Below are 23713 nucleotides of genomic sequence, written 5' to 3'. Positions count from 1 at the left end.
TTACTTTTTATTTTTTCCTATTGCTTCTCTCTTTTTTCTTAAATTACCCAGACCTTGTTTAAAATAAACTTCTGGTCTGTGCCAAACACCCGTACTTTTTAACCAAGGTTCGTGAACATCTAAACTCAAATCACAATCAAAACGAGCAATTATAGAATGCTTTTTATCTTTTGATTGTGCTGCGTTTATAAAATGACAAACTCCCCAGGTAATTCCTTTTCCGAATGAAGTATTTGTAAATGCATCTGGTGTATAAGCTCCTGCTGCTGTTGGTGTTAATTCAACTGTTGCCGCAATTTCAAAGTTTGCACCGTCTTTTGCATATTGCATTGTTTGTGCTTCGTTCCCATCTTTTATTGCTAAGGCTGCAATTCCTTCTTTAAAAGGAAAATAGGTTGTTTCATGACCAGAATTCAATACAGGATTTAACGGATGTTTTTCAAATGGACCGAAAGGATCTTCGGCAATTGCTAGTCCGTGAGCCACTGCATATTTATCTCGTTTATCTGGCCATTTATTATAGGCTGCTTTATAATATAAATAGATTTTCCCTTTATAAACAATTGGATGTGGGTCTTGAGTTTGGTCTTGATCCCATTCACCTTTTTTACCGAATGGAACAACAGATTTTCCAACGTGAGTCCACGGACCGTTAGGAGAATCGGCATACGCCATAGAAATTGGGCACCAATCACCACGTGTTCCACTTGGCTCGTTAAACGCCTGGAAATACAAATGGTATTTCCCTTTCCAAATTAAAATATCTGGTGTAGCTACTGAACGCCAACCTAGTGCAGGCTTTTTAGGTCTTGGAACGGCAATTCCTTGTTCTTCCCATTTAAAACCATCTTCACTGGTTGCATACCAAATATCACACAAATCCCAATCGGTTGAAGGAATTTCATCAGTAGCTTCGTTTGCTCTATTCCACCCAATTGGTGGTACTTTTGTATGGCGTTTTGTATACCACATATAGTATTTCCCATCAATTAAAACAGGTCTTGATGGATCTCTACGTGTAATTGTTCCATCTCCACCATTATAATCCAATCCTTCTAAACGCGTATATTTAAATTGTGAAAACAATTCGTTATCCTGAACTCTTGGTGCTGGATAATTAAACATACGTTCCGCAGCTGAACTTAATGGATATTCCGGTTTTTCTGTTGGCATTTTATGCGGAAAAACTTGATTTTCTACTTCAGCTGTTTTTTTAACTGATTTCTCTTGAGTTTCATTACAAGAAACCAACAAAAACACTGTTAATACAATTGATAATAAATATTTCATTCTGTCTAAATTAAAGTAATTATATACTATTATTTGGTACGTTATACATTTTTTGAAGCTTGTTTAATTCCTTTTTTAAACGTGCTATTTCTTTTTTATATGTTGAATTTTTATATTCATTTTTCATTTCTGAAGGATCTTTCTTTAAATCATAAAATTCCCATTCACCAATTTCATAAAAGTATATTAGTTTATATCTTTTGGTTACAACACCTTGATGTTTATGAATATCGTGTCCTCCAGGATAATCGTAATATTGATAATACAAACTCTTTCTCCAATTTTTGGCTTTTACTTTATTTAGAATTGGCACCAAACTTTCTCCTTGCATATCTTCAGGAATTTCAACTCCTGCAAAATCTAAAATAGTTGGTGCGTAATCTATATTTTGAACCAATTGTTTACTAACTGTTCCTTTAGTTCGTATTGAAGGACAAGAAACAATAAGTGGTGTTCTAAATGCTTCTTCATACATCATACGTTTGTCATACCAACCGTGTTCTCCTAAAAATAATCCTTGATCCGAAACATAAATAACCAACGTATTTTCTTCCAAACCAGCAGTTTTTACATACTCCATTAATCTACCAACATTATCATCAACAGATTTTACACAACCTAAATAGTTTTTCATAATTCGCTGATATTTCCAACGAATTAAATCTTCTCCTTTTAAATTAGTCTTTAAAAAAGCTTCATTTTTTGGATTGAAAACTTTATCAAAACTTGCTTTTTCTTCATTACTTAATCTTCCATAAGCACGCTTCCAAAGTGTGCCTCCAAAATCTTCATATCTGTTTGGTTTCTCTTTCATTTCAGACCAAAGTTGACAATACCAACCCATTGGCATTTCTTCAATAGTCATATCTGTTTCTTTTACTCCTAACCCATTTCCTGAATGATCATCAAATAAATTGGTTGGTTCTGGAATTTCAACAGCATCAAATGTGGTTAAATATTTTACAGGCGGCAACCAATTTGCGTGCGGTGCTTTATGCCCAACAATCATCATAAAAGGTTTCTCTTTTTCTCTTTCAGCATTTAACCAATTTATTGCTTTATCAGTAATTACATCGGTTACATAACCTTCACTTCTGGTTATGCCATCTTTTGTTTTAAAATCTGAATTGTAATAATCTCCTTGTCCAATTAAAACATCCCAATTAGAAAAACCTTCTGGTTCATTTTTCAAATGCCATTTACCAAAAAAAGAAGTTTCGTATCCATTTTTTTGAAGAATATTAGCAATTGTTGGCTGACTTCCATCAAACTTTTCTTTTAAAGTTTTTATACCATTTAAATGACTGTGTTTTCCTGTAAGCATTGTTGCTCTAGATGGCGCACAAATAGAATTCCCTACATAACTTCTATCAAAACGAACTCCACTATTGGCCAATTTGTCAATATTTGGTGTTGGAGCAATGTTAGCCAAACGATTATTATAAGCACTAATTGCTTGGTAAGCGTGATCATCGGTTATAATAAGAATTATATTTTTTTGAGAGTTACTCTGACTTATTCCTAAAAAAGAGAAAGCGTAAAAAACAATTAACAAACTATATTTTAATATTCTTGTTTTCATTTATTCAATTTAATTTTTGCTATCCGCTTTATTGTTTTCTTCTTGAATTCTTTCAATTTGTTTTTTACTCAATCCCCAACGAAAATAATCTTCAGGGTTCCATCTATTATTGTGATGCTTCATTTCAGGATCATCAACATCAAGACTTAAATCACAATCAAATCTATATAATTCTGAATGCCATTTATCACTATTTTTCCCTTTAAAATTGATAAAGTGACCAATTCCCCAAGTAATTCCTCGTCCGTTTTTATTATCCAAAAAGGCATCTGGTATATAAGCATTTGGTCCAATTGGCATCATTTCAGTTATTGACATTATTTCAAAATTAACCCAGTCTTTAGCATATTGAATTGTAAAGTGCTCGGATCCATCACGAATTGTCATCGAAGCCAAGCCTTCTTTCCAAGGGAAAAAACAAATTTCGTGACCTGAATTCTGAACTGGATTTAATTCGTGTTTCTTAAACGGTCCTAACGGATCATCTGCTATTGCTAATCCTATTCCACTCCAAACAGTTCCTGGACGATTAAAGGCTGCTTTATAATACACATATATTTTTCCGTTATGAACCAAAGGTGTTGGAGCTTGTATCGCAAATTGATCCCATTCTCCTTTTGCTCCAGTTGGAATTACGGCTTTATTAACGTGTGTCCAAGGTCCATCAGGTGAATCTGAAAACGCTACACTAACAGGGCAATAATCTCCTCGTTTACCACTTGCTTCTGTAAAAGCCTGGTAATAGATATAATATTTCCCTTTGAATTTTAACACATCTGCAGTTGCTACTGCTCTCCAACCTGGAGTTGGATATGCAGGACGTGTAACTGCAACACTTTGTTCTTCCCAATGAAAACCATCTTTACTTGTAGCATACCAAATTTCAGCTAAATCCCAGTCTGTGGAAGGAATTTTATCAGTTGCTAAATGTGCATTTCTAGCTCCAACTGGTGGAGTTTTTGTATCTCGCTTGGTATACCAAACATAATATTTCCCATTTTCTTTAATTATTTTTGAAGGATCTCTACGCGTAATAGTTGCATCTCCATCATTATAATCGAACCCAGTAAGTTTTGTGTATTTAAACTGACTGTACAACTCATTTTCAGCATTAACATGTGACGGATATTGGTTAAAACTTCTATCCAAAGCAGCACTTAATTTTCGTTCCTTAGAATATTTTGTTACCTGATAAGGAAAAACGTTTGTACTTGATTTTGGTGTTTTTAAAGGAATTACTAACGAATATGATATTTCACTGTCTTTAGGTAAAATGGCAATAATTAATGCTTTTGGAATTCCATTATCCATATAAAACTTTGGCATATCCGCAGTACGTGCTGTTTTTGTAGTAGTACCATCTGTCCATTTAATTTCACCTGCTTTTAAAACTAAAAAGTTTTTGGCTGGTTTCCACTTTAATCCCAAATCATCACCTTCAAACAACATTGTTGAACCATTAGGGTAATCGCTCCAAGCACCACGTGAATCTTTTGCAATGCAATAGTAATTTCCGTTGTAAACCCATTCTAAATGATCATCTATTGCAAAACTTGCTGTTGGGTGCGTAATAAAAGGAACTCCCGTATCTACAAAAGGTCCCATTGGTGAATTAGAAAGAGAAGTTACGTGAACAACCTTTCCATTTTTAAATTTTTCGTTTGGTTCTACATATTTATATGCTAACAAAAACTTACCATCAGTACGTTTTGAAATAGTTGGTGTTGAAGTCATCATTCTATTACCTGTAACATCAATTAATGGTTTATCAAAACGTTGCCATTCACCATTTAAATCGTCAGCAACAGCTAATCCAACACGTTGATTATTTCTATTTATCCACCATTCTTTATCTGTATATTTTGGCATAACTGAGTCTGAAGTTTTATCCCAAAAACCACTTCCTTTGTTTCCCATATGATATAAATAATACTTCCCATTGTGCTCCAATACGTGAGGATTATGAGTACAGTCACCATCCCAATATTTTTTACCTCTAGGCGGTAATACTAAATTTTTAAATTTATAAGGACCTGTTAAATTATCGGAAACGGCGTGTGCAATTTCAGAATGTGTAACCCAACCTAAATGCCCTCTAGATTTTAACCAACGTGAATAAATTGCGTGGTATTTACCATCTTTTCCTTTTAAAATATTTGTTCCCCAAACATTATAATCTTCTTCTTCAATAATATTTGCTTTGTCAAATTTTTCAGGAAGCAACTCTTTAAAATCAAAATCTGCTTGTGCAAACCCAATAAAGGTTACAAAAAATGAAAAAACAGAAATTACTCCACTTTTAAGATTCATAATTTATTAATTTTTAGTAGCTTGAATTGGAGAAAAATCTTTCTTAATTTTTCCTCCTCCTTGTTTTACTCCATTTTCCCAATTCCAATCAATATCTCTAGTACTTTTATGGCGGTAATACCTAAAGAAATCAAAATCTACAGATAAATCGTTCATAGTATAAGTATTGGTTCCATTTTCAACTTTAGCTAATACATGTTTCGCAACAATATTTCCTAAATACCAAAACATTGGTTGTCTTGCTTTTTTTCCAATGGTACATATAGTGTATTTTCTTTCTGGGTTTGCTTCGGATTCTTCAACAAATTTTACAACTCTTTTCCCCATATGAACCCATTCTCCATTTTTCCATTCCCACAATTTTATATATTCTGGTGTATACTCTAAGCCAATAGTTTGCCAAACAGGGGCGTAGGTTTGAAAAGGACCTTTGGTCATAATTGCTTTTTCAGCGCCTTTTCCTTGAGTTACAACTTTACGTTTTTTCCCCTTGCTGTCTCTTATTCGAGAAGGAGCATCGCTACTCCAACCATTTGCTTTATTTTCCCACTCCATAAAATCAATTTCTGTCCAAAAAGCACTATTTTTTACAGAAGATTTTTTCTTTTCACCAGTATAATTCCCAATAGCACTCCAAACAGAAGGATGCCATACAGAACTTTTCTCTTTTACATCATCAGTATCAAAACCTCTAAATCTAAATTTCACTGTATAAAACCCATAAAAAGCTGACGCATTACTAACTAAACCAGCTGTTTTTGGGGAACCTTTTTCCGTAGTTCCTTTTATAGAAACAAACTTGGTTGTTACACCTTTATTAGTTTCCTTTTCCATTACAACTAAAGATTTGTCTGCAACATAATTTTCTATTGATGCTCCTCCAGTATTTCTTCTTCCCCATTTATTAGTATTCAATTTTTTACTATTAAATTCATCTGAAATACTATTATCTCTATAAGTTTCATACTGATTTCCATTTTTAGGAAGTTGCTGTGGTGTTTGAGCATTGGAAACTTGCCAAATACTTAAAAAAGCAATCAATATTTTTATAGAATTTTTCATTATTGTTTAGTTTTAATTGGAATTTGAACATTAAAAGATTGAAGAACACCCTTACTATTTTTTACATCTGAAGCACATACAAGAACTTTTGGAATTCCATTTTCTAAATAAACTTGGGGGCGTTCTAAATTAGCTACTTTTTGAACCGTTCCATCTTCCCATTTAATTTCTAATGTTGAAACCAATGCATTTTTAGATAATGTCCAATCAAATCCATCTTCAGATTCAAATAAAACCAACGCCATACCTGCATCTGTAAATGCTCCGTGCATATCTTTTAAAATAGCTCTATATTTTCCAGCTTCATACCAAATAAAAGGATCTTCAGCAGGAAAATCATGTCCTTCTGCTAAAAATACTGGTTTTCCATATTTAACAAACGGTCCTGTTGGACTGTCTGAAGTTGCGACACAATGTACCACAGGTCCTCCCCAAATTCCTTTTTTCTTTTTCCCAACAGCCTTGTAAACCATTAAATAACCACCATCTGGTCTTTTGGTAATTGATGGATTATTCACCAATAGCGCGTCAATAGCTGTGCTATCCTTACTCACATCAATTAATGGTTTATCAAAACGTTTCCAAGGTCCGTTTGGATTATCCGCAACTGCTACACCTATTCTCGCATTATTTCTATGAATAGGGTTTAGTTTTATTGTTCCGGGCTCTCCAAATACTTTTCCGTCACCCGTATTCCCCATATAATACAAGTAATATTTATTGCCGTATTTGTGAACTGTAGGATTGTGTGTACATAAACCATCCCACAATTTTGAATCTCGAATTCCCAAAGCAATATCTTTAAACTTAAATGGTCCAAAAGGACTTTCAGCAACTGCGTGTGCTATTTCAGAATGTGTAGCCCAAGCCCAACCTAAATCTTTTTTCCATCTAGAATAAAACATATGATACAAACCATCATCTCCTTTTGTAATGGAACCTCCCCAAACACTCATTGTATCACTTTCAAATTTAGACTGAAGCTTAACTTCTCCTAATTCAATTTTATAATCTGATTTTTTTATTTCTACAGTTTTTTTTGGCTGTTCTTTACAAGAAATTAACGCCATTAACAATATTAAACAATACCTCATAATTTTATTATTATTTTATAGATTTAATTGGAATTTGAACATTAAAGGATTGAAGAACACCTTTACTATCTTTTACGTCAGAAGCACAAACAAGTACTTTTGGAATTCCATTTTCTAAATAAACTTGGGGGCGTTCTAAATTAGCTACTTTTTGAACCGTTCCATCTTCCCATTTAATTTCTAATGTTGAAACCAATGCATTTTTAGATAATGTCCAATCAAATCCATCTTCAGATTCAAATAAAACCAACGCCATACCTGCATCTGTAAATGCTCCATGCATATCTTTTAAAATTGCTCTATATTTTCCAGCTTCATACCAAATAAAAGGATCTTCAGCAGGAAAATCGTGTCCTTTAGCTAGAAAAATTGGTTTATCGTATTTTATAAATGGACCCGTTGGGCTGTCTGAAGTTGCTACACAATGCACTACCGGACCTCCCCAAAGTCCTTTTTTCTTTTTACCTACTGCCTTATATACCATTAAATAACCACCATCTGGTCTTTTAGTAATTGATGGGTTACTCACCATCAATGCATCAATAGCTGTACTATCTTTACTCACATCAATTAATGGTTTATCAAAACGTGCCCAAGGTCCGTTTGGGCTATCCGAAACTGCTACACCAATTCGCTGATTATTTCTATGAATAGGGTTTAGTTTTATTACTCCTGGCTCTCCAAATACTTTTCCATCACCAGTATTTCCCATATAATACAAGTAATATTTATTGCCGTATTTGTGAACTGTAGGATTGTGTGTACATAAACCGTCCCATAATTTTGAATCTCGAATTCCCAAAGCAACATCTTTAAACTTAAATGGTCCAAAAGGACTTTCTGCAACTGCGTGTGCAATTTCAGAATGTGTTACCCAAGCCCAACCTAAATCTTTTTTCCATCTAGAATAAAACATATGGTACAATCCATCATCTCCTTTAGTAATGGAGCCTCCCCAAATACTCATTGTATCGCTTTCAAATTTGGACTGAAGCGTAACTTCTCCTAATTCAATTTTATAATCTATGTTTAAATCCTCTAAGTTTTTTTTAGATTCTTTTTTACAAGAACTTAAAAGAGTAACTGTTATTAAAAATAGTGTTAGAAATCTCATTTTGTGCTTTTTAATTAATGTAAATTTAAATTCTTATTGCTTCTTTTTATAATATCTCACATAATCTACCTTCATAGATTTTCCATCTATTTCGTCGGTAACTGAACCAGACCATTTTATAATGGCAAGACTTAACCAAATAGGAGTTTCACTAAAACAAAATGTATTTTTTTCTCTTCTAATTTCTTCTCCATTAAAATAAAATACAATCTCGTTTTCATTCCATTCTAAACCATACGTTTGATATTCTTTAGCAAAATTGCTGCTTTTCTCAACATCTAAAGTTGCAACATCTTTCCATTCACCATTATTAAAATATTGTAATTTATAATTGGATAATAAATCGTGCCAATTTCCCTTACTATTCCAACCATTAATAAATTGAATGCAACCAATTGTAATGTTTTCTTTCCATTCAAATTCAATCCACTTGTCTCCTTTTATTTGTGAAATCCAAGAAGTTTCAATTTTACCATCAGCTAAACCATATTCAGATTTTTGATTTTTAAATGAACCACTTGAAGTTATTTTCACATCATCACTTCTAACATAATTAACCAAACCATCCACATCATTATCTGCAGATTTAGACAGTGTTTCAGGAAAAGTTTCTGTTTGAGTTCCGTAAACTCTAAATTCTCTAATATGAAATTTTGAGTTGCTTTTAGAAATCAATCTAACTTTTTTTGTTTCAATAGGAATTTCTAATTGAAATGAATAATCTGGCTTTGCTCCATATGAAAATCCTTTATGGCTTGAAGGATGCGTTTTTTTACCATCTTGATTGTAAGTAAAATCTGACCAATTATGAATATTTGTGTTTACTTCATTGGGAAAATGTCCTTCGTTTATATCAATTTCAAATCTTTTTCCTTCAGTTGGCTCACCTCCTCTTGTCATTAACCAAAAAGAATTATTGGTTGCCGTTGCTCCTGCATACTTATATCGACATTCAAAATATCCATATTTGAATTTCTTTTTACTCCAAATATTACCTGCGGTCCATTCCTGTCCTCCTCTGTTTTCTTTTCGTGCCTGTAACTCTAAAACACCATTTTTCACCACTGCATTTTCTCTCCACCTACTGCATAAAATATGTCCACTTGGACCATTTTGAGATTCCCAATTTTTATCAAGTTTTTTATTACTATAATCAAACTCATCTTGCCAAACTAAATCCCATTTAGAATAGTCAAACCCTTCATTTTTTTGCGCTTCTGATTTCAAAATAAAAAACACACTAATTAAACTAAATACGATATACTTTATATTCATTTTTTTGAATTTATTTTTTTTGATAATATTTAACATAATCAACTTTCATACTTGTTCCGTCAATGGCGTCTGTTACTTCACCTGCATGTTCTAAAATGGCTAGACTCAACCATATATTTAAATCATCTGTACATTCTGTGTTAGGAAGTGTTCTAATTAATTTATTATCAAAATAAAATTTTACATTTTCAACATTCCAATCTACACCATACACATGATATTCTTCCGCATAATTATGTTTCGTCTCTACATCAAAATTAGCAAGTTCAACCCATTCTCCATTAACTTCTGCTTCAATCTTATAATCGGTAATAAATGCGTGCCAAACAGCATCTTTTTGCCACCCATTTATAAATTGAATGTGACCTATAGATTGTTCTGACGGCCAACTAAACTCCAACCATTTTTCTCCAGTTTTTTGTGACACCCAACTACTACTTAAACTTCCATCAGCTACAGAGTTTACTTTAAATTCATCTCTAAGCACACCGCTAGCAGTTATTTCAACATTGCCTTCAAGTGCAAGATTTTTTAATCCCGAAACAGAACTATCAGCATTATCTGAAAGTAAATTAGTAGGATAACAGTTGTTATTAGTTTCATAGATACGAAACTCTCTTAAATGAAAATGCGTTGAATTATTTGAAGAAAAACGTATACGTTTTGTTTTAATTGAATTATTAAACGAATGCGCATAAGCTGGTGACAATCCTTCAGTATAACCAAGCTGACCGTTATATGACCCACCACTTTGATGATGATGACGATCTGTGTTTACTTCATTAGGAAAATGCCCTTCATTAATATCAAGTTCGCAAACAATTTCTTCGGTATTTAAATTTACTCCTTGAGGCATTAACCAAAATGAATTGTTTGTTCCTGCTGCACCTGCATATTTGTATCTACTCTCAAAATACCCATAACCAAACCTTCTTTTTGTCCAAATATTACCAGCAGTCCATTCTTGTCCTCCTCTGTTTTCTTTTCGTGCCTGTAACTCTAAAACACCATTTTTAACAACGGCATTTTCTCTCCATCTACTGCATAAAATATGTCCACTTGGACCATTTTGAGATTCCCAATTTTGATCTAGTTTTTTATTACTGTAATCAAACTCATCTTGCCATACTAAATTCCATTCATTTAAATTGATTTTATTAGCTGTTTGTTGAGCTTTAAGTTGCAAAAAACTAAAAACTAATATAATTGAAACTATTACAGATTTTAAGTTCATACTAATTTACTTTAATTATTGCAGACCAATTTCCTTTTTGACCTTTAATTTCGCGTTGAATTTGAAAATAAATTTCACTTTCATTCTCTAAATCAATGGTCATCATTCCTCTTACATTAGATCTAAATTCCTTATCTAAATTATCTTTCGATGTCCCGTATTTTACTACGTAAAAATCGTCTTGTTTTTCACTGGTATAACCAATTACAATTTTGTTATCTTCAATAAAAGATTTCCAAACTTTTGGTGCTAACGGCTTTCCATTTGGTGTTCCTGAAATTGAATTTGGTTGTTTACTTTCCCCTTTAGCATTTAAGGATATTACACTAAAAATATACTCCTTATTATTTGATAAACTATCTATTTCGATAGCATTGGTAATGGTTTTAAATGATTCTACAGTTTTACCTTCATCATTTTTATAACGTACAACATATTCAGTAGCTCCAGGTACTTTTTCAAATAATACTCTTACCAATGTATCTCCTAAATTGATTCCCGTAATAGTTGGAGATTTTGGAGCTGCAAAAGGTATTACCTTTTCATATCTCACATAACCTGTTGGACTCACTAATTGAAGTCTCAAATCCAATAATTCAGTAGGTAATTTACCCCAAGAAATTTCACCTTTCCAAACTTTATCTGCGGGATTAATAATTGGTAAATCTTGAGATTTCTCTTCAATTACAGTTCCATCTAAACCTCTAAAATTCCATTTTAATTTATAACCTGTTAAACTATAACTTGGATAATCATCTAAACCTCTTATTGGTATAATTACTTCAGCTTTGTTGTTTGAAAGTTTTAAGTTTTTAACTTCAATATCCTTAATTGGGCTAAATTCTTTGGCTACTCTTTCAAACATTCTACGTTTTTGCCTCCAAACATTTATCAATCCCCAAACTCTATTTTCTTCTTGAGAAGTTGCCGCGTAACCACTTCTGTAATCGTTAAAAGTCCATAATGAACCTCCAATAACAAACTCATTTTTACCACGCCAATGCTCGTTCCAATCTGAAAATATTTGCTGATCGCCATCTAGAGAAGTTGTTGGGTAAGGATCAAAACCATATTCCGAAATAAATATTGGTTTTTCTGGCCATTCACTTCTTAACTTATCAATAATAACTTGTGGTTCTCCTTGCCAACGATACATATTATGCATAATAATATCTACCTCTGTATTTGGGTCAGTTTTACGATTAGAAAAACTTTTTTGACCACTATTACTTACACAAGTAACCAATCTGTTTGGATCCATTTCTCGCACATAGTCCATCGTAGTTTTTGCGTATTGGTAATGATCCGAAAGTTCATTTCCAACGCTCCAACCAATAATACTTGGATGATTCCAATCACGCTCCACCATTCCTTTAATCCAATACTTTGCTAAAGGATATTCTGGTGCTGTAAATTCAGGATTTGCTAAATCGCGAATATTTGCTTCTTCAAAAATTAGAATTCCTTTTTTATCGCATAACTCAATCAATTTTTCGTTTTGGGTTCCGTGCATAATTCGCATAAAATTAGCTCCAGCTTCTTTCATTAAATCAACGTCTTCTTCCAAAACTTCCAACGGTTCTGAAGATCCCCAATATCTATGTTCGCTAACACGATTAAATCCTCCTAAACGAACCGGCTCACCATTCAACAACAATTTAGAATCTGTAACCTCAACTTTTCTAATACCAAAATCATTTTGCTTGCTATCAATTTTCAATTCACCTTCTGAAATTGTAGTTTCTAAACTATATAATTCAGGATGATCAAAATGCCATAATTTTACATTTTTTGCTTCTAAATTACTTTCTAAAACAACTTCTGAAATTTTATTTGCTGCTACTTCAACAGTTTTATTTAATTCAGAGATTTTCCCTTCTTTTGAAATAATAGATTTAATTGAAATACTTTTCGCTTTATCCGAGTTGTTTTCAACTTTCACCTTCAACTTTAAAGCAGCTGTTCCATTTTCTAAATCCGGTGTTGCGTGAATATATTGGTTGTTAATTCTAACGTTATTATTCTTAACCAAATAAACATCTCTAATTATTCCACCCCAATTCCAAGTAGCACCAACTTTGTTTCTATTATCAACTTCAACAGCAATTACATTACTACCGTTAAAATTTAATTGATTTTCTACTTCAAAATCAAAAGGTGTAAAACCTCCACGGTGTTCTCCAATAAATTTTCCGTTTAAATACACTTTTGAAACGTGATAAACACCATCAAACTTTAGTCTAATTTTCTCGTTAGAATTTTCTTTCCAGCCTTCTGGCAATTGAAACTCTTTTCTATACCAGCCTAAACCATTGTAGTTTGAGTATGAGTTTATCATTCCCCAATGACCAGGAACTTTTAAATTATGCCAATCAGAATCGTTGTAATCAGTTAAATAAACTTGTTTTGGTTGTTCTTTAGCTTCGGTATATTTTTCTTCAGAAATTGGTCTAAATAACACAGCATCTGCAGCTACTTGACTTTCAGTAATAGCAGTTACTTCCACATAATTATTTTCTGAAGCATTAAATTTAAATATCCCCAAACTAATCCATTGTCCGCAATTAGTTCTTTGGCTCACATATTTTGAAGTTTTTCCATCTGCACTATTAATATTTATTTGTGCTGTTAAATGAGAAGCAAAAGGATAAATAACTAAAGCCTCATAATAACCCGTTTCATTTATTGTTGGCATAAAACGCACATAGCTATTTGCGGCTTCATTTTTCCCGAAATTATGAGTTAAATAATCTTTTCCATAAAAAACAGAACCTCTTCCTCCAACTTTTTTTGTTTGCCATTTTCCTTTTATTTCAACCTTTGTTTTATCGTTATTATCTATAACAATATCGTTAGGTTGTACGTGGATATTTAAAGGATTTGAACCCATACCGTAAATGGTATTGAACTTCCAATTTCCACTTAAAATTGCTGTATTTCCTTCGGAAGAAGTTTCTAGTACTTCTACATTTTTATCAGCATTACAAGCTATTAAACTACATATGATTACTATTGAAATGAATATTTTTTTCATAATTAACTACAGATTACTTCAAATATAGATGCAGGAACATTTCCTGATGGATGTTCGGCTTCTATAATTATTCCTTTTGTTTTTATTTTCGAATCCAATTTCCACGTATTTATGGTTTGGTAATTTCCTTCTTTTTGAACTAAAATTGTTCCGTTTAAATCTTTTATAGTATAATTTCTTACACAAAATGGAGCAACCTCTTCTGGATGTCCCATTAATGTACATTCTAACGGATGATCGTAATCTGGATCTAAAAACAATTTAATTTCTGAAAGTTCTTTTTCTGAATCCCACTCAATTTTTAATGTAGGATTTTTATCCTCTAAACTTGCACTCCAAGCGTTTACCGTTCCCCAAGGACGCACATATCCGTTTCCAATATTTGAACTATCAAAAGCTTCAATTGCAGGAGAAATTTCCATTGCTATATTAAAACCTTCTGGTCTTCTCTGCGGAATCCAAAATTCAAAAGTATCAACCCCAATTCCATCTGGTGGTGTTTGCTTTCCATTATTTGAAACCGCTTTGTTAACTCCGTTAAACACTGATAAAATACCTGAATAACGTTTGTTACTATTTTTTAAATACACTTTTTCGTTCGACATAAAAGTCACAAAAGCATACTTATTTTTAGTTACGGAACCTACAAATTCAAACTCAACTTCTTGTTCGCCCTTTTTAAGGTTAATTATTTGTTTTTCAATAATAACCTCTGGTGTATAATTTTTAGATCTTTTTGAAGTTCTTAACTGAACTTCAATTCTAGTATCTTCATCAGCAATCACTTGCACTTTAAACTTGTAATTTTCATTTGCTATAAAAGGCAATAATTGGGCAGCCGAAGTTGCTAAATTTGTCCATTCTCCATCAAAAGGAATTTCACTTAAATTTAGATTTGAAGAACTTGTAATTGTAGCTTCATTCACTAAATTACTTTCCGTTTGAATAGGAATATTTGGAATACTTTGACCCGTTAAATTCAATTCATTTTGAAGTGTTTTTATTAAACCGTTCTGTAAAATTTCAGCAGGTTTTACATCATTTTCAATACAAACAGCAGCGGCCATACCAACAGCTTGAGCACATAAACCCGTTGTTGCCATAACTCTTGTAGAACCAAAAGCAACGTGCGTAGCACTTATAATTCTTCCTGCCAAAAACAGGTTGTCAATATCTTTGCTTACAAACGAGCGATAAGGAATTTGGTACACACCTTTTGAATGCCATTGTGTACAACCAGACAATTTACTATAAACACCTTCTGCCGGATGTAAATCAATTGCCCAACCACCATGTGCTATGGCATCTTCAAAAATAGCCTGACCAATTACGTCTTGTTGCTTCATCATATACAATCCTTCAAAACGGCGACTTTCACGCTTTCCAGGAACTGTTCCAACCCATTCCAAGGTCATATTATCTACATCTTCAAATTCTCCTGAATTTTTTATATAATCCCAAACTCCATAAATTACTTTCCACAATTCGTATTTGATTTGTTCAGTATCATGAATGGTATCTCCATCTCCACCATATTCAAACCACCAAAAACGACACCCTTTATCGTCTTTTCCAATTGCTTTGTAACGAGGGATTTTTTTGATGTCTTTTAATGCAAAATCAGGAGCTACATACTTTACTGGCTTATCTGTATTCTTGCTATAAAAATACATTGAGTGCCCCAATAATTCTCCGTACGATTTATCTGGCGCAAATAATTCTCCAAATTCTCCTTTACTTTCTGCTCCCATTCTAAAAGAAGCTCCAGCTTTAAAAGCTACAATTCCATCACCTGATGCATCACAAAACAACGGTGCATTTATAACATACTCGGTTGAATTTTGAGGGTTAAAAGCCTTAACCGATTCAATTTTGGTATCACTCGATTTTGAAACATCGTACACACTTGTGTTTAGTAAAAGTGTGATGTTTTCTTCATTTAATACTTTTTCAAGTAAAACAGTATCGAAAATAACTGCGTTACCTTCTTTATTTCTATATAGGTTTTCAACTAAAATTTCATCCATTACACCACCTTCACGAGACCAACGATTGTTGTTTCCTAAATGTGACGTTGCTCCCAATATCCATAATCTAACTTCAGAAGAAGCATTTCCACCTAATACTGGTCTGTCTTGAACTAACACCGTTTTTGTTCCTTTTCTTGCTGCTGTTATAGCTGCACAAACTCCTGCTGTTCCTCCACCAACAACAACTAACTCACTTTGTAATTCTACAACCTTGTTAGATCTTACTTCTTTGTTAAAATCCTTAATTAACATTTATTTCTTTTTTTGAATTTTTTAAAATAATATAACTACCTAGCGCTAAAACTAACGCTCCCATTCCTGTAACTAATAGTGTTGGTTTTCCTTCTAAAAAGGAAATTATTACAACTAACAATCCTGTTAAAGCAACACCAATTCCTATAACTCTACCTCCTTTTTTATTTCCACCTTTTGATTCTTCTATATCTTGAGGCACTTTTGATTCCACTTTTTCTAAATAACTTGTATATTGAGAAGTATCTGTTTTTCTTGTTCTAAAATACACTTCAAAAATGATTAATAACAAAATTGGAATTCCAACACCTGCAGTCATCTCCATCGCTCTATTTAAACTATAGTCGAACATTGAAGGCATTACAAATTTGAAAAATGAATTGATAACCAACGAAACTATAGTTACAACCAATACACTTCTACCTGTTTGATATTTTGAAAATAATGCAACCAAAGGAGGTAAAAACATTGCTCCACCAGTTATGGCTGCTAAACTCATAACAACCTCAACAATTCCGCCCATATATGGCACTAATAATGCTACCACAATAGTAATTAAACCTAATATTATGGTTGAAATCCTTCCAACTTTCACTAATTTATCTCCTGAAGTTTCAGGAAAGAAATGTTTATAAACGTCATTCGACAGCACACCAGCAGAAATATTTAATGTAGTATTTACAGAGCTTGAAGTTGCGAAAATCATACCTCCCAGCATTAAACCGAGCATACCAACAGGTAAAACTTCTTTACACATTAATAAATACGCTCCTTCATCTGCTAAACCACCTAAATCTGGATTTAATACTTTATATATCATTGGTGGTAACATCCAAATTAGCGGACTAATTGTATATAACCCTCCAAATAACCAACCTACTTTTTTAGCATCTCTAGGTGTGGCAACACTTGTATAACGTTGAATATAAGCCCAGTTTCCTGCAATAAAAAACAAATTATATAAACCAAAAGTTACCATAAACTCCCATGAATATTCTGCATTGGTAAAATTGAAAAAGTTATCTGGTGCTTGAGAAATAAAATTGTCGATTCCTCCAATTTTATCAAATGATAACGGAACCACAATTAAAACGGCTGCGGTTAACACCACAAATTGCAACACATCGGTTACAATTACAGCCCATAAACCACCAACAGCTGTATAAATTAAAATTAAAACTCCTAAAAATATGATACTTGCTGAAATTGGAATTCCTGTTGAAACTTCCACAATTTTAGCTACAGGATATAAAAATGCTCCTGTTGTAAATACTGAAATTAAAAGAAATAAATAGGTGTATATTTTTTGAGTATTGTATCCCAATCTATCGGTAATAAATTCTGCCGCAGTTAAAGCTTTTGTTTTTTGCCATTTTGGAGCAATTACAAAACCTATAATTAAACCTGCAATACACATTGTCCATTGAATAGTAACGGCAACCCAACCGCTACTGTAGGCAATTGACCCCCAAACAACAAATGTTCCTGCCGAGAAAAAACTCATAAATAAGGATAAACCACTCATCCACCAAGGTAATGCTCCACCTGCGGCAAAAAAGGATTTCATATTTTTTCCAGACTTTGCAAAGCTCAATCCGCAAATAAAAACTAATAATGTAAAAATTAGAATTGTACCAATATCAATAGTGCTCATAATTTGTTTGTTTTCTTACAAAGTAAATTTAAGCAATACTTATTCTGGATTTAATTTTAATTATGGAAACACCCAACTAAAACGTTTTCGTTAGTGTTAATTTTTTTCGAGAACGTTCTCGAAATTTAGGGTTTATTCATACATTTGCTATTGTTAACATTCTTTCAATGAAATACATAACCATAAAAGACATAGCTAAAAAATTAAACACCTCTGTTTCAACAGTTTCAAGAGCATTTAATGATAAATCTGATATTAATGTAAAAACAAAAGAGCTTGTTTTAAAAACTGCGAAAGAGATGGGATATCGCCAAAATAGAATGGCAAAAAATTTAGTCCAAAAAAGATCTTTTAATATTGGCATTGTAGTTCCTGAATTTGTAAATAGTTTTTTTCCTGAAGTGATAATGGGAGCTCAAGAAATTTTATTTGAAAAAGGATATCAGGTATTAATTACTCAATCTAATGAATGTTATACAACAGAGTTAAAAAATGTACAATCGTTAGAAAATAGTATGGTTGATGGATTACTGATTTCTTTATCTTCAGAAACGGATAATATAGACTATTATCAAGATTTAGTAAAAAGTGGATTTCCTATCATTTTTTTTAACAGAACATATAAAGAAATTAATGCTTCAAAAGTATTATTTAACGATTATAAATGGGCTATGTTTGCAACTGAACACCTTATTAGACAAGGATATAAAAATATATATCACTTTCAAGGAATAAAAACACTAACACTTTCTAGAGAAAGACGAAGAGGATTTATGGACGCTCATAGAAAGCATAAATTAATAGTAGAACCACATCAAGTAATTACTTCTGGATTTTTTATGGAAGATGGAGAAAATATTGCAAAAAAATTGATTGAAAACAATACCATTCCTGATGCCATATTTGCGGCTAACGACCAACTTGCGATTGGCGCAATGAATATTTTTAAAAAAAATGGATATAAAGTTCCTAAGGATGTCGCTTTTATTGGCTTTTCAGAATCTAAAATGGGAAGTATTGTTGAACCACCTCTTTCTTCAGTAAAACAGCCTACTTTCGAAATTGGAAAAAAGGCTGCTCAATTACTATTAGATCACATTGAAAGCGGCAAAAACTACATACCACAAACAATTGTTTTAGACGGTCAATTGAACATTAGGGCATCTTCTCAAAAAATATAATCCAAGAGCTATATTTTTTGCATCTTACAGAATTGTATACCCAACTAAAAAAGATAAATTGCTATAATCTAACCTACTTTCAAAATTAACTATTTTCCAAGTGAGATTTGTTTTTATACCATATCTTATTTCTGCCGAAAACTTATCGTTGTACTTAAAACCTGCCCCTAAAACTGAATAGCTTATATTTCCAAACTTATACTCTTGATTTTTGAATTTTAGATTTGAATCACCCACAAAATCAAATAAATATATGTAGTTAAAATACAATTTCGATTTATTATTTAAATTTAAATAATGTCTTACTCCCATTGATAGTTCAACAGATGAATAATTCACAACCGCATCATTATATATTGGTAAATCTTCATAACCTCCTCTATATTCTTTAATTGAAGCTTCTGCATCGAATTTATGAAATGACGGCTCTACAATCATTGCCCATTTCCCATTATTAAATGGAAATACAAATTCCAATTCTACACCAACTTTTGTTGATAAATCAGCATCTAATGTGTGTTCTTTAAACTTTAGCATATTGCTTTTAACTCCAATTTTAGGTGTTAAATGAAATATGTATTTATTTGGTAATGCAACATAATTGGCATCCATACATTGATTATAATCGTCAAAAATATGTATAAGTGTATTATTATATAATTGATTTTCTAATCGTATAAGAGTTATGGCATCGCATTTTAAATTTAGCGATAATTGTTGTCTAAAATGATTATTATAAGAAACTGTTTTATGTTCTTTAGTATACATTTTATACACTAACTGCTCAATTTTCTGCTGCTGAGAAGTACTAAAAAAATACCTTTTTAGGTTTTTGTATTCATAATAATACAAATTGGCATCTCCATCTGCCAAAACTTTTAAATATAACGTATCTTTTACAAAATTCGGTTTTGAAGAAGTATCTAATAATTCAATATTATCAATTGTTTTATCAATATCAACAACTGCTCTAATAAACCTTAGATTTTCATTTACACCAAACTCTTTGAAGTTTTCAATACTCCCGTTTTCAACCTTTCCATCTTGTGTTCTTTTATATTCAAATTCTTTAGGAATATTTTTAAAATCTATATCTTTAATTAGACAGGAAATCTTTTCATTATTATTGTCAATTACATATCCTTTTATAAAAGAAACTTGAGCTTTAACGGTAAATAAAGCCAATAAACAGAAGGTAAGCGCACTAATCTTTTTCATTAAATATTTTTTTTAATTCTTAATAAATGTATTAATATTTAATGAGTGAGACTACTTATTTATTAGTTTTTTATTCAGAAAAATATTACTCTTAAACCCATCAATTACATCCTCAAAAACAATTGGTTTTCTTTCATCATTTGTAATAGTATTTAAATGAAAATTACTGATTGTTAACCCTTTAATATGACGTGCATAAATTCCCGATGCTGGCAACGTTTTTACCAAATAAAATTCGGGCCACCATTTACCAAGAACATCCAACGTATATTCTTTAATTTCTTTTGAAGCATCTTCTTTTGTACCTCCACCAGCAACTGTCATTTGAACATTATTAATTTGAATATCATTAATATAATGATTAGGCATTCCTGTTAAAAAGAAAGATGAATCCTTATCCAATTCTCTATTATCCACAATAAAATCACTAAAAATAAAACTATGCATTGCTTTCATTGGTAACATTTCCATTGGAGCATCAACTCCTGCTCGTTGTTGGCAGAAAGTCATAAACACCGGTCTTGGTACGTTACGCATAACTATATTTGTAAACGACATATTTTTCATTTCTGCTCCTTCATTCATTTGAATTTTGAACCCAGAATCTTGAATATCATGAAACGTACAATTTGAAACCGTTACCGAATCAAAATCTCCACGAGAAGACAATCCTATTCTTAAAGCTGCCCATTTACTTGTAAACACACAATTTGTTACTACAATATCTTTACAAGGCTTATCTGGTCTTGAAGTTTGTAAACAAATAGAATCGTCGCTTGTATCAAATGAACAATTTGCAACACGAACATTGGTACAACCATCAAAATCTAAACCATCACCATTACCATTTACTCTACTATGAATTTTAATCCCATCAACTACAATTTCATCGCAATACAACCAAGCCGAAGTCCAAGCTGCTGGATTAATCAATGTAATATCATTCATATGAATTTTCTTACAATTCAAAAAACGCATCATCATTGGTCTTCCAGTTTTTTTATTGAAATTCTTCATATGCCCATTTCCATCAATAGTACCATAACCTTCAAAAGCAAATGACTTAGCATCCTTCGCAAAAATTAAACAACGATCCATATGAGGCTCGTTTTTATACATATTTTTATGCGTATCTGTTGTATAATCTTCAATATCTGGACTTCCTAATAAAACTGCTCCATTTTCAATATGAAGTGTTACAAAATCCTTCATATAAATGGTTCCAATCATTACCGTTTTACCAGCAGGAATGATAACTTTTCCACCTCCATTTTTTGTACAGGCATCAATTGCTGCTTGTACAGCTTTCGTGTCTTTTGTAACTCCATCTGCTTTTGCTCCGTAATCTATAACGTTAAAATCGGTTGCGAAAACTTGCAACTGAAACCCGATTACCAATAAGAAAATTATTTTTTTCATTTTGTTTAATTTTTATTTATATAAAAGTATCTTATTCTACAAGCGTTCCCTTCACTTCTAGCATCTTTATTTTCTGAAATTTTAATTTCAAGTGTATGCTTTTCGTTGGATAATTCACTAGCTAATGTATAATACCAAGGTAAATGAACTTGCCCACTCCATTTGGTAAATAAGTTTTGTGTTTTCCAATCTCCTTTATCTATTCTGTATTCAATGATTCCAGCATCTTTACCGGCAGCAATTGCAATTCCAACTGTATTCCCTTCAAACTTAAATTTTAAAACTTTGCTTGCTTTATCACCAATTAACATTGGAACATCTACATAATTTGGTCTTGTTCTTTTACCATCATTCGGATTCCAAGAGGAATTAATAAACCAACCTTTTGGTAATTTTATGGTTGAAATATCTACAAGCTCACCATTTTCATATGAAAACTCATTTATTTTTTCTGGTAAGTCATAAGAGAAAACCTTATCATCTGCATCTAAGTGTTTTGAATATGAATTCTCTAAAAATTGAAGCATTGAATGCGAGTAAATACCTTGTCCAAAAGGCGATGGATGTAAATTCTTGAAATCTTTCTCCCAAGTAAACTCTCCATTATCAATTCTATCTGTTACTTCTTTGGCTAAATTTATGGTTGAAATTCCATAATGATTAGCAATTACATTATGATTTGTAATAACTTCTGGTACAACTCCTTTTCTGTAGTCTTCCATGTTATCCGGATCTACAAAATGCATCATAACTATATCCATTTCCGGATTCGTTTTTCTTAAATGCCTCACAATTCCTTCCATTCCTCTAATTTGCTCTTCTAAGGTTCTTTCGTTTGTGGAATCATTAACCGCAGCTTCTTCAAACAACAAATCTATTTTTCCTTTAGACAAAACATCTCTTTGCAACCTAAATGCGCCCGGCGTACTTCCCATTGAAGGAATACCGGCTGCAACAAATTCAAATTTAGTTTGTGGAAATCGTTTTACTAGAAAAGCTGAAATACTATCTCTCCAACCTGGATTATATGTTATTGAACCTCCTAAAAATGCTACTCTTCCTACTTTTTCTCTTTCAAACTTGATGTAACTGTTAGCAATTCCTTTTCTTTTTAAATGATAATTAGATGAATTTAATTTCCCTTTTTGAATAGAATTGTACTTAATAAAATCGATAACCAATTGAGGGTTGTCAATTTCATAATGATGCCCTTTTAACTTTTGAATTCCTTTAGAACATGGTAAAATAGAAGCTGGCGCACCTAATTCAATATATCTTTGAATCAGTTTTAACGAGTTTTCGTTTGGAGGGACAATTTTATCTTGGTTACTTATGGAGTGTAAAATAGGAACTCTGTTTTTAGCTAATTCATCTAAATTATCAATGGGATTATTTAAATAAGCTATAGCCTCTTCATCATTTTTAAAACCATATACTTGTTTCAAAAGTTTCCATTCATTCTTACTTCCATCGCCAGCGCCAAATCCGGCTGGCCAACTTTTAAAATCGCACACAATTGCATCAGCATAAATACAAGCAACTTTTTCTGGATTAACTTTCGCCCAATTGTATGCAAACAAACCTCCTCGACTATGACAATGAATAGCTACTTTTTTTTGAAGCTTATAATTTTTTACTAAATATTTATAAAACTTATTCCAAATTTTAACAGCGTTTGGACTTCCAAATTTATTATCTGTATTTATGTATGCAATATGAAATCCTTCGGCTACTAAAACACTATCTATCTCGTTATGATACTCTGGAAAACGAGCTCTCCAAACCCAAGGATTTCCATTTAATGACTTTTTTGGAATTACCAACCTAGCATTACAATTTTCCACTTCAAAATTTATTCTTTTAAAACCTTTCCACTCTGATTGCACTAACTTTTGAGCTGAAACGTCTACCACAAAAAATAGTATAAAAACTGAAACAATAAATACGACAAATTTTATTTTCAT

The 23713-nt window shown here is 32.1% G+C and carries 15 protein-coding genes; 1 reads left to right on the top strand and 14 read right to left on the bottom strand.

All coding sequences use genetic code 11. The annotated features are described in order from the left end of the window. The 11 genes from Q0776_RS14080 to Q0776_RS14030 are packed head-to-tail and all read right to left on the bottom strand — an operon-like array spanning position 1 to position 17931. Positions 1–1290, bottom strand: coding sequence for a glycoside hydrolase (locus tag Q0776_RS14080; protein WP_298369560.1), 1290 nt, complete (start codon positions 1288–1290; stop codon positions 1–3). Between the two features lie 19 nt (positions 1291–1309). Then, a complete protein-coding gene (locus Q0776_RS14075; protein ID WP_298369557.1) occupies positions 1310–2872 on the bottom strand; it encodes a sulfatase in 1563 nt (520 codons plus the stop codon). A gap of 9 nt (positions 2873–2881) precedes the next feature. After that, entirely contained in the window at positions 2882–5182 is a 2301-nt protein-coding gene (locus Q0776_RS17830) for a hypothetical protein (protein ID WP_366139407.1), read from the bottom strand. A gap of 6 nt (positions 5183–5188) precedes the next feature. After that, positions 5189–6244, bottom strand: a complete 1056-nt coding sequence (locus tag Q0776_RS14065; RefSeq protein WP_298369554.1) for a hypothetical protein — start codon at positions 6242–6244, stop codon at positions 5189–5191. Then, positions 6244–7314 carry a glycoside hydrolase family protein gene (locus Q0776_RS14060; protein ID WP_298369552.1) on the bottom strand — a complete coding sequence of 357 codons (1071 nt, stop codon included), beginning with the start codon at positions 7312–7314 and terminating at the stop codon, positions 6244–6246. The genes Q0776_RS14065 and Q0776_RS14060 overlap by 1 nt, the downstream gene beginning before the upstream one ends. A gap of 34 nt (positions 7315–7348) precedes the next feature. Beyond that, on the bottom strand, positions 7349–8452 hold the full coding sequence (locus Q0776_RS14055; RefSeq protein ID WP_298369549.1) for a glycoside hydrolase family protein: 1104 nt from the start codon (positions 8450–8452) through the stop codon (positions 7349–7351). A gap of 33 nt (positions 8453–8485) precedes the next feature. Continuing rightward, the gene (locus Q0776_RS14050; protein WP_298369546.1) at positions 8486–9727 is read right to left on the bottom strand and encodes a family 16 glycosylhydrolase; all 1242 of its coding nucleotides are present in this window, start codon (positions 9725–9727) and stop codon (positions 8486–8488) included. Positions 9728–9737: 10 nt separating this feature from the next. Continuing rightward, entirely contained in the window at positions 9738–10961 is a 1224-nt protein-coding gene (locus Q0776_RS14045) for a family 16 glycosylhydrolase (RefSeq protein WP_298369544.1), read from the bottom strand. A gap of 1 nt (position 10962) precedes the next feature. Continuing rightward, positions 10963–13995, bottom strand: a complete 3033-nt coding sequence (locus Q0776_RS14040; protein WP_298369541.1) for a glycoside hydrolase family 2 TIM barrel-domain containing protein — start codon at positions 13993–13995, stop codon at positions 10963–10965. 2 nt (positions 13996–13997) lie between these two features. Next, on the bottom strand, positions 13998–16277 hold the full coding sequence (locus tag Q0776_RS14035) for an FAD-dependent oxidoreductase (protein WP_298369539.1): 2280 nt from the start codon (positions 16275–16277) through the stop codon (positions 13998–14000). Beyond that, positions 16267–17931, bottom strand: a complete 1665-nt coding sequence (locus Q0776_RS14030; protein WP_298369536.1) for a sodium:solute symporter family protein — start codon at positions 17929–17931, stop codon at positions 16267–16269. The genes Q0776_RS14035 and Q0776_RS14030 overlap by 11 nt, the downstream gene beginning before the upstream one ends. A 167-nt stretch (positions 17932–18098) precedes the next feature. Here Q0776_RS14030 and Q0776_RS14025 point away from each other — a divergent pair, with 167 nt between their 5' ends. After that, positions 18099–19112 carry a LacI family DNA-binding transcriptional regulator gene (locus Q0776_RS14025; protein ID WP_298369534.1) on the top strand — a complete coding sequence of 338 codons (1014 nt, stop codon included), beginning with the start codon at positions 18099–18101 and terminating at the stop codon, positions 19110–19112. 24 nt (positions 19113–19136) lie between these two features. Here Q0776_RS14025 and Q0776_RS14020 read toward each other — a convergent pair whose 3' ends face one another. The 3 genes from Q0776_RS14020 to Q0776_RS14010 are packed head-to-tail and all read right to left on the bottom strand — an operon-like array spanning position 19137 to position 23713. Then, complete coding sequence (locus Q0776_RS14020) at positions 19137–20330, bottom strand: hypothetical protein (RefSeq protein WP_298369533.1); 1194 nt, start codon at positions 20328–20330, stop codon at positions 19137–19139. Positions 20331–20381: 51 nt separating this feature from the next. Beyond that, positions 20382–21749, bottom strand: a complete 1368-nt coding sequence (locus tag Q0776_RS14015; RefSeq protein ID WP_298369531.1) for a glycosyl hydrolase family 28 protein — start codon at positions 21747–21749, stop codon at positions 20382–20384. Positions 21750–21754: 5 nt separating this feature from the next. Continuing rightward, positions 21755–23713, bottom strand: coding sequence for a GDSL-type esterase/lipase family protein (locus tag Q0776_RS14010; protein WP_298369529.1), 1959 nt, complete (start codon positions 23711–23713; stop codon positions 21755–21757).

Source organism: uncultured Lutibacter sp., from assembly GCF_947495725.1.
Taxonomy (GTDB): Bacteria; Bacteroidota; Bacteroidia; order Flavobacteriales; family Flavobacteriaceae; genus Lutibacter.
This window is presented reverse-complemented; position numbering and strand designations above follow the sequence as displayed.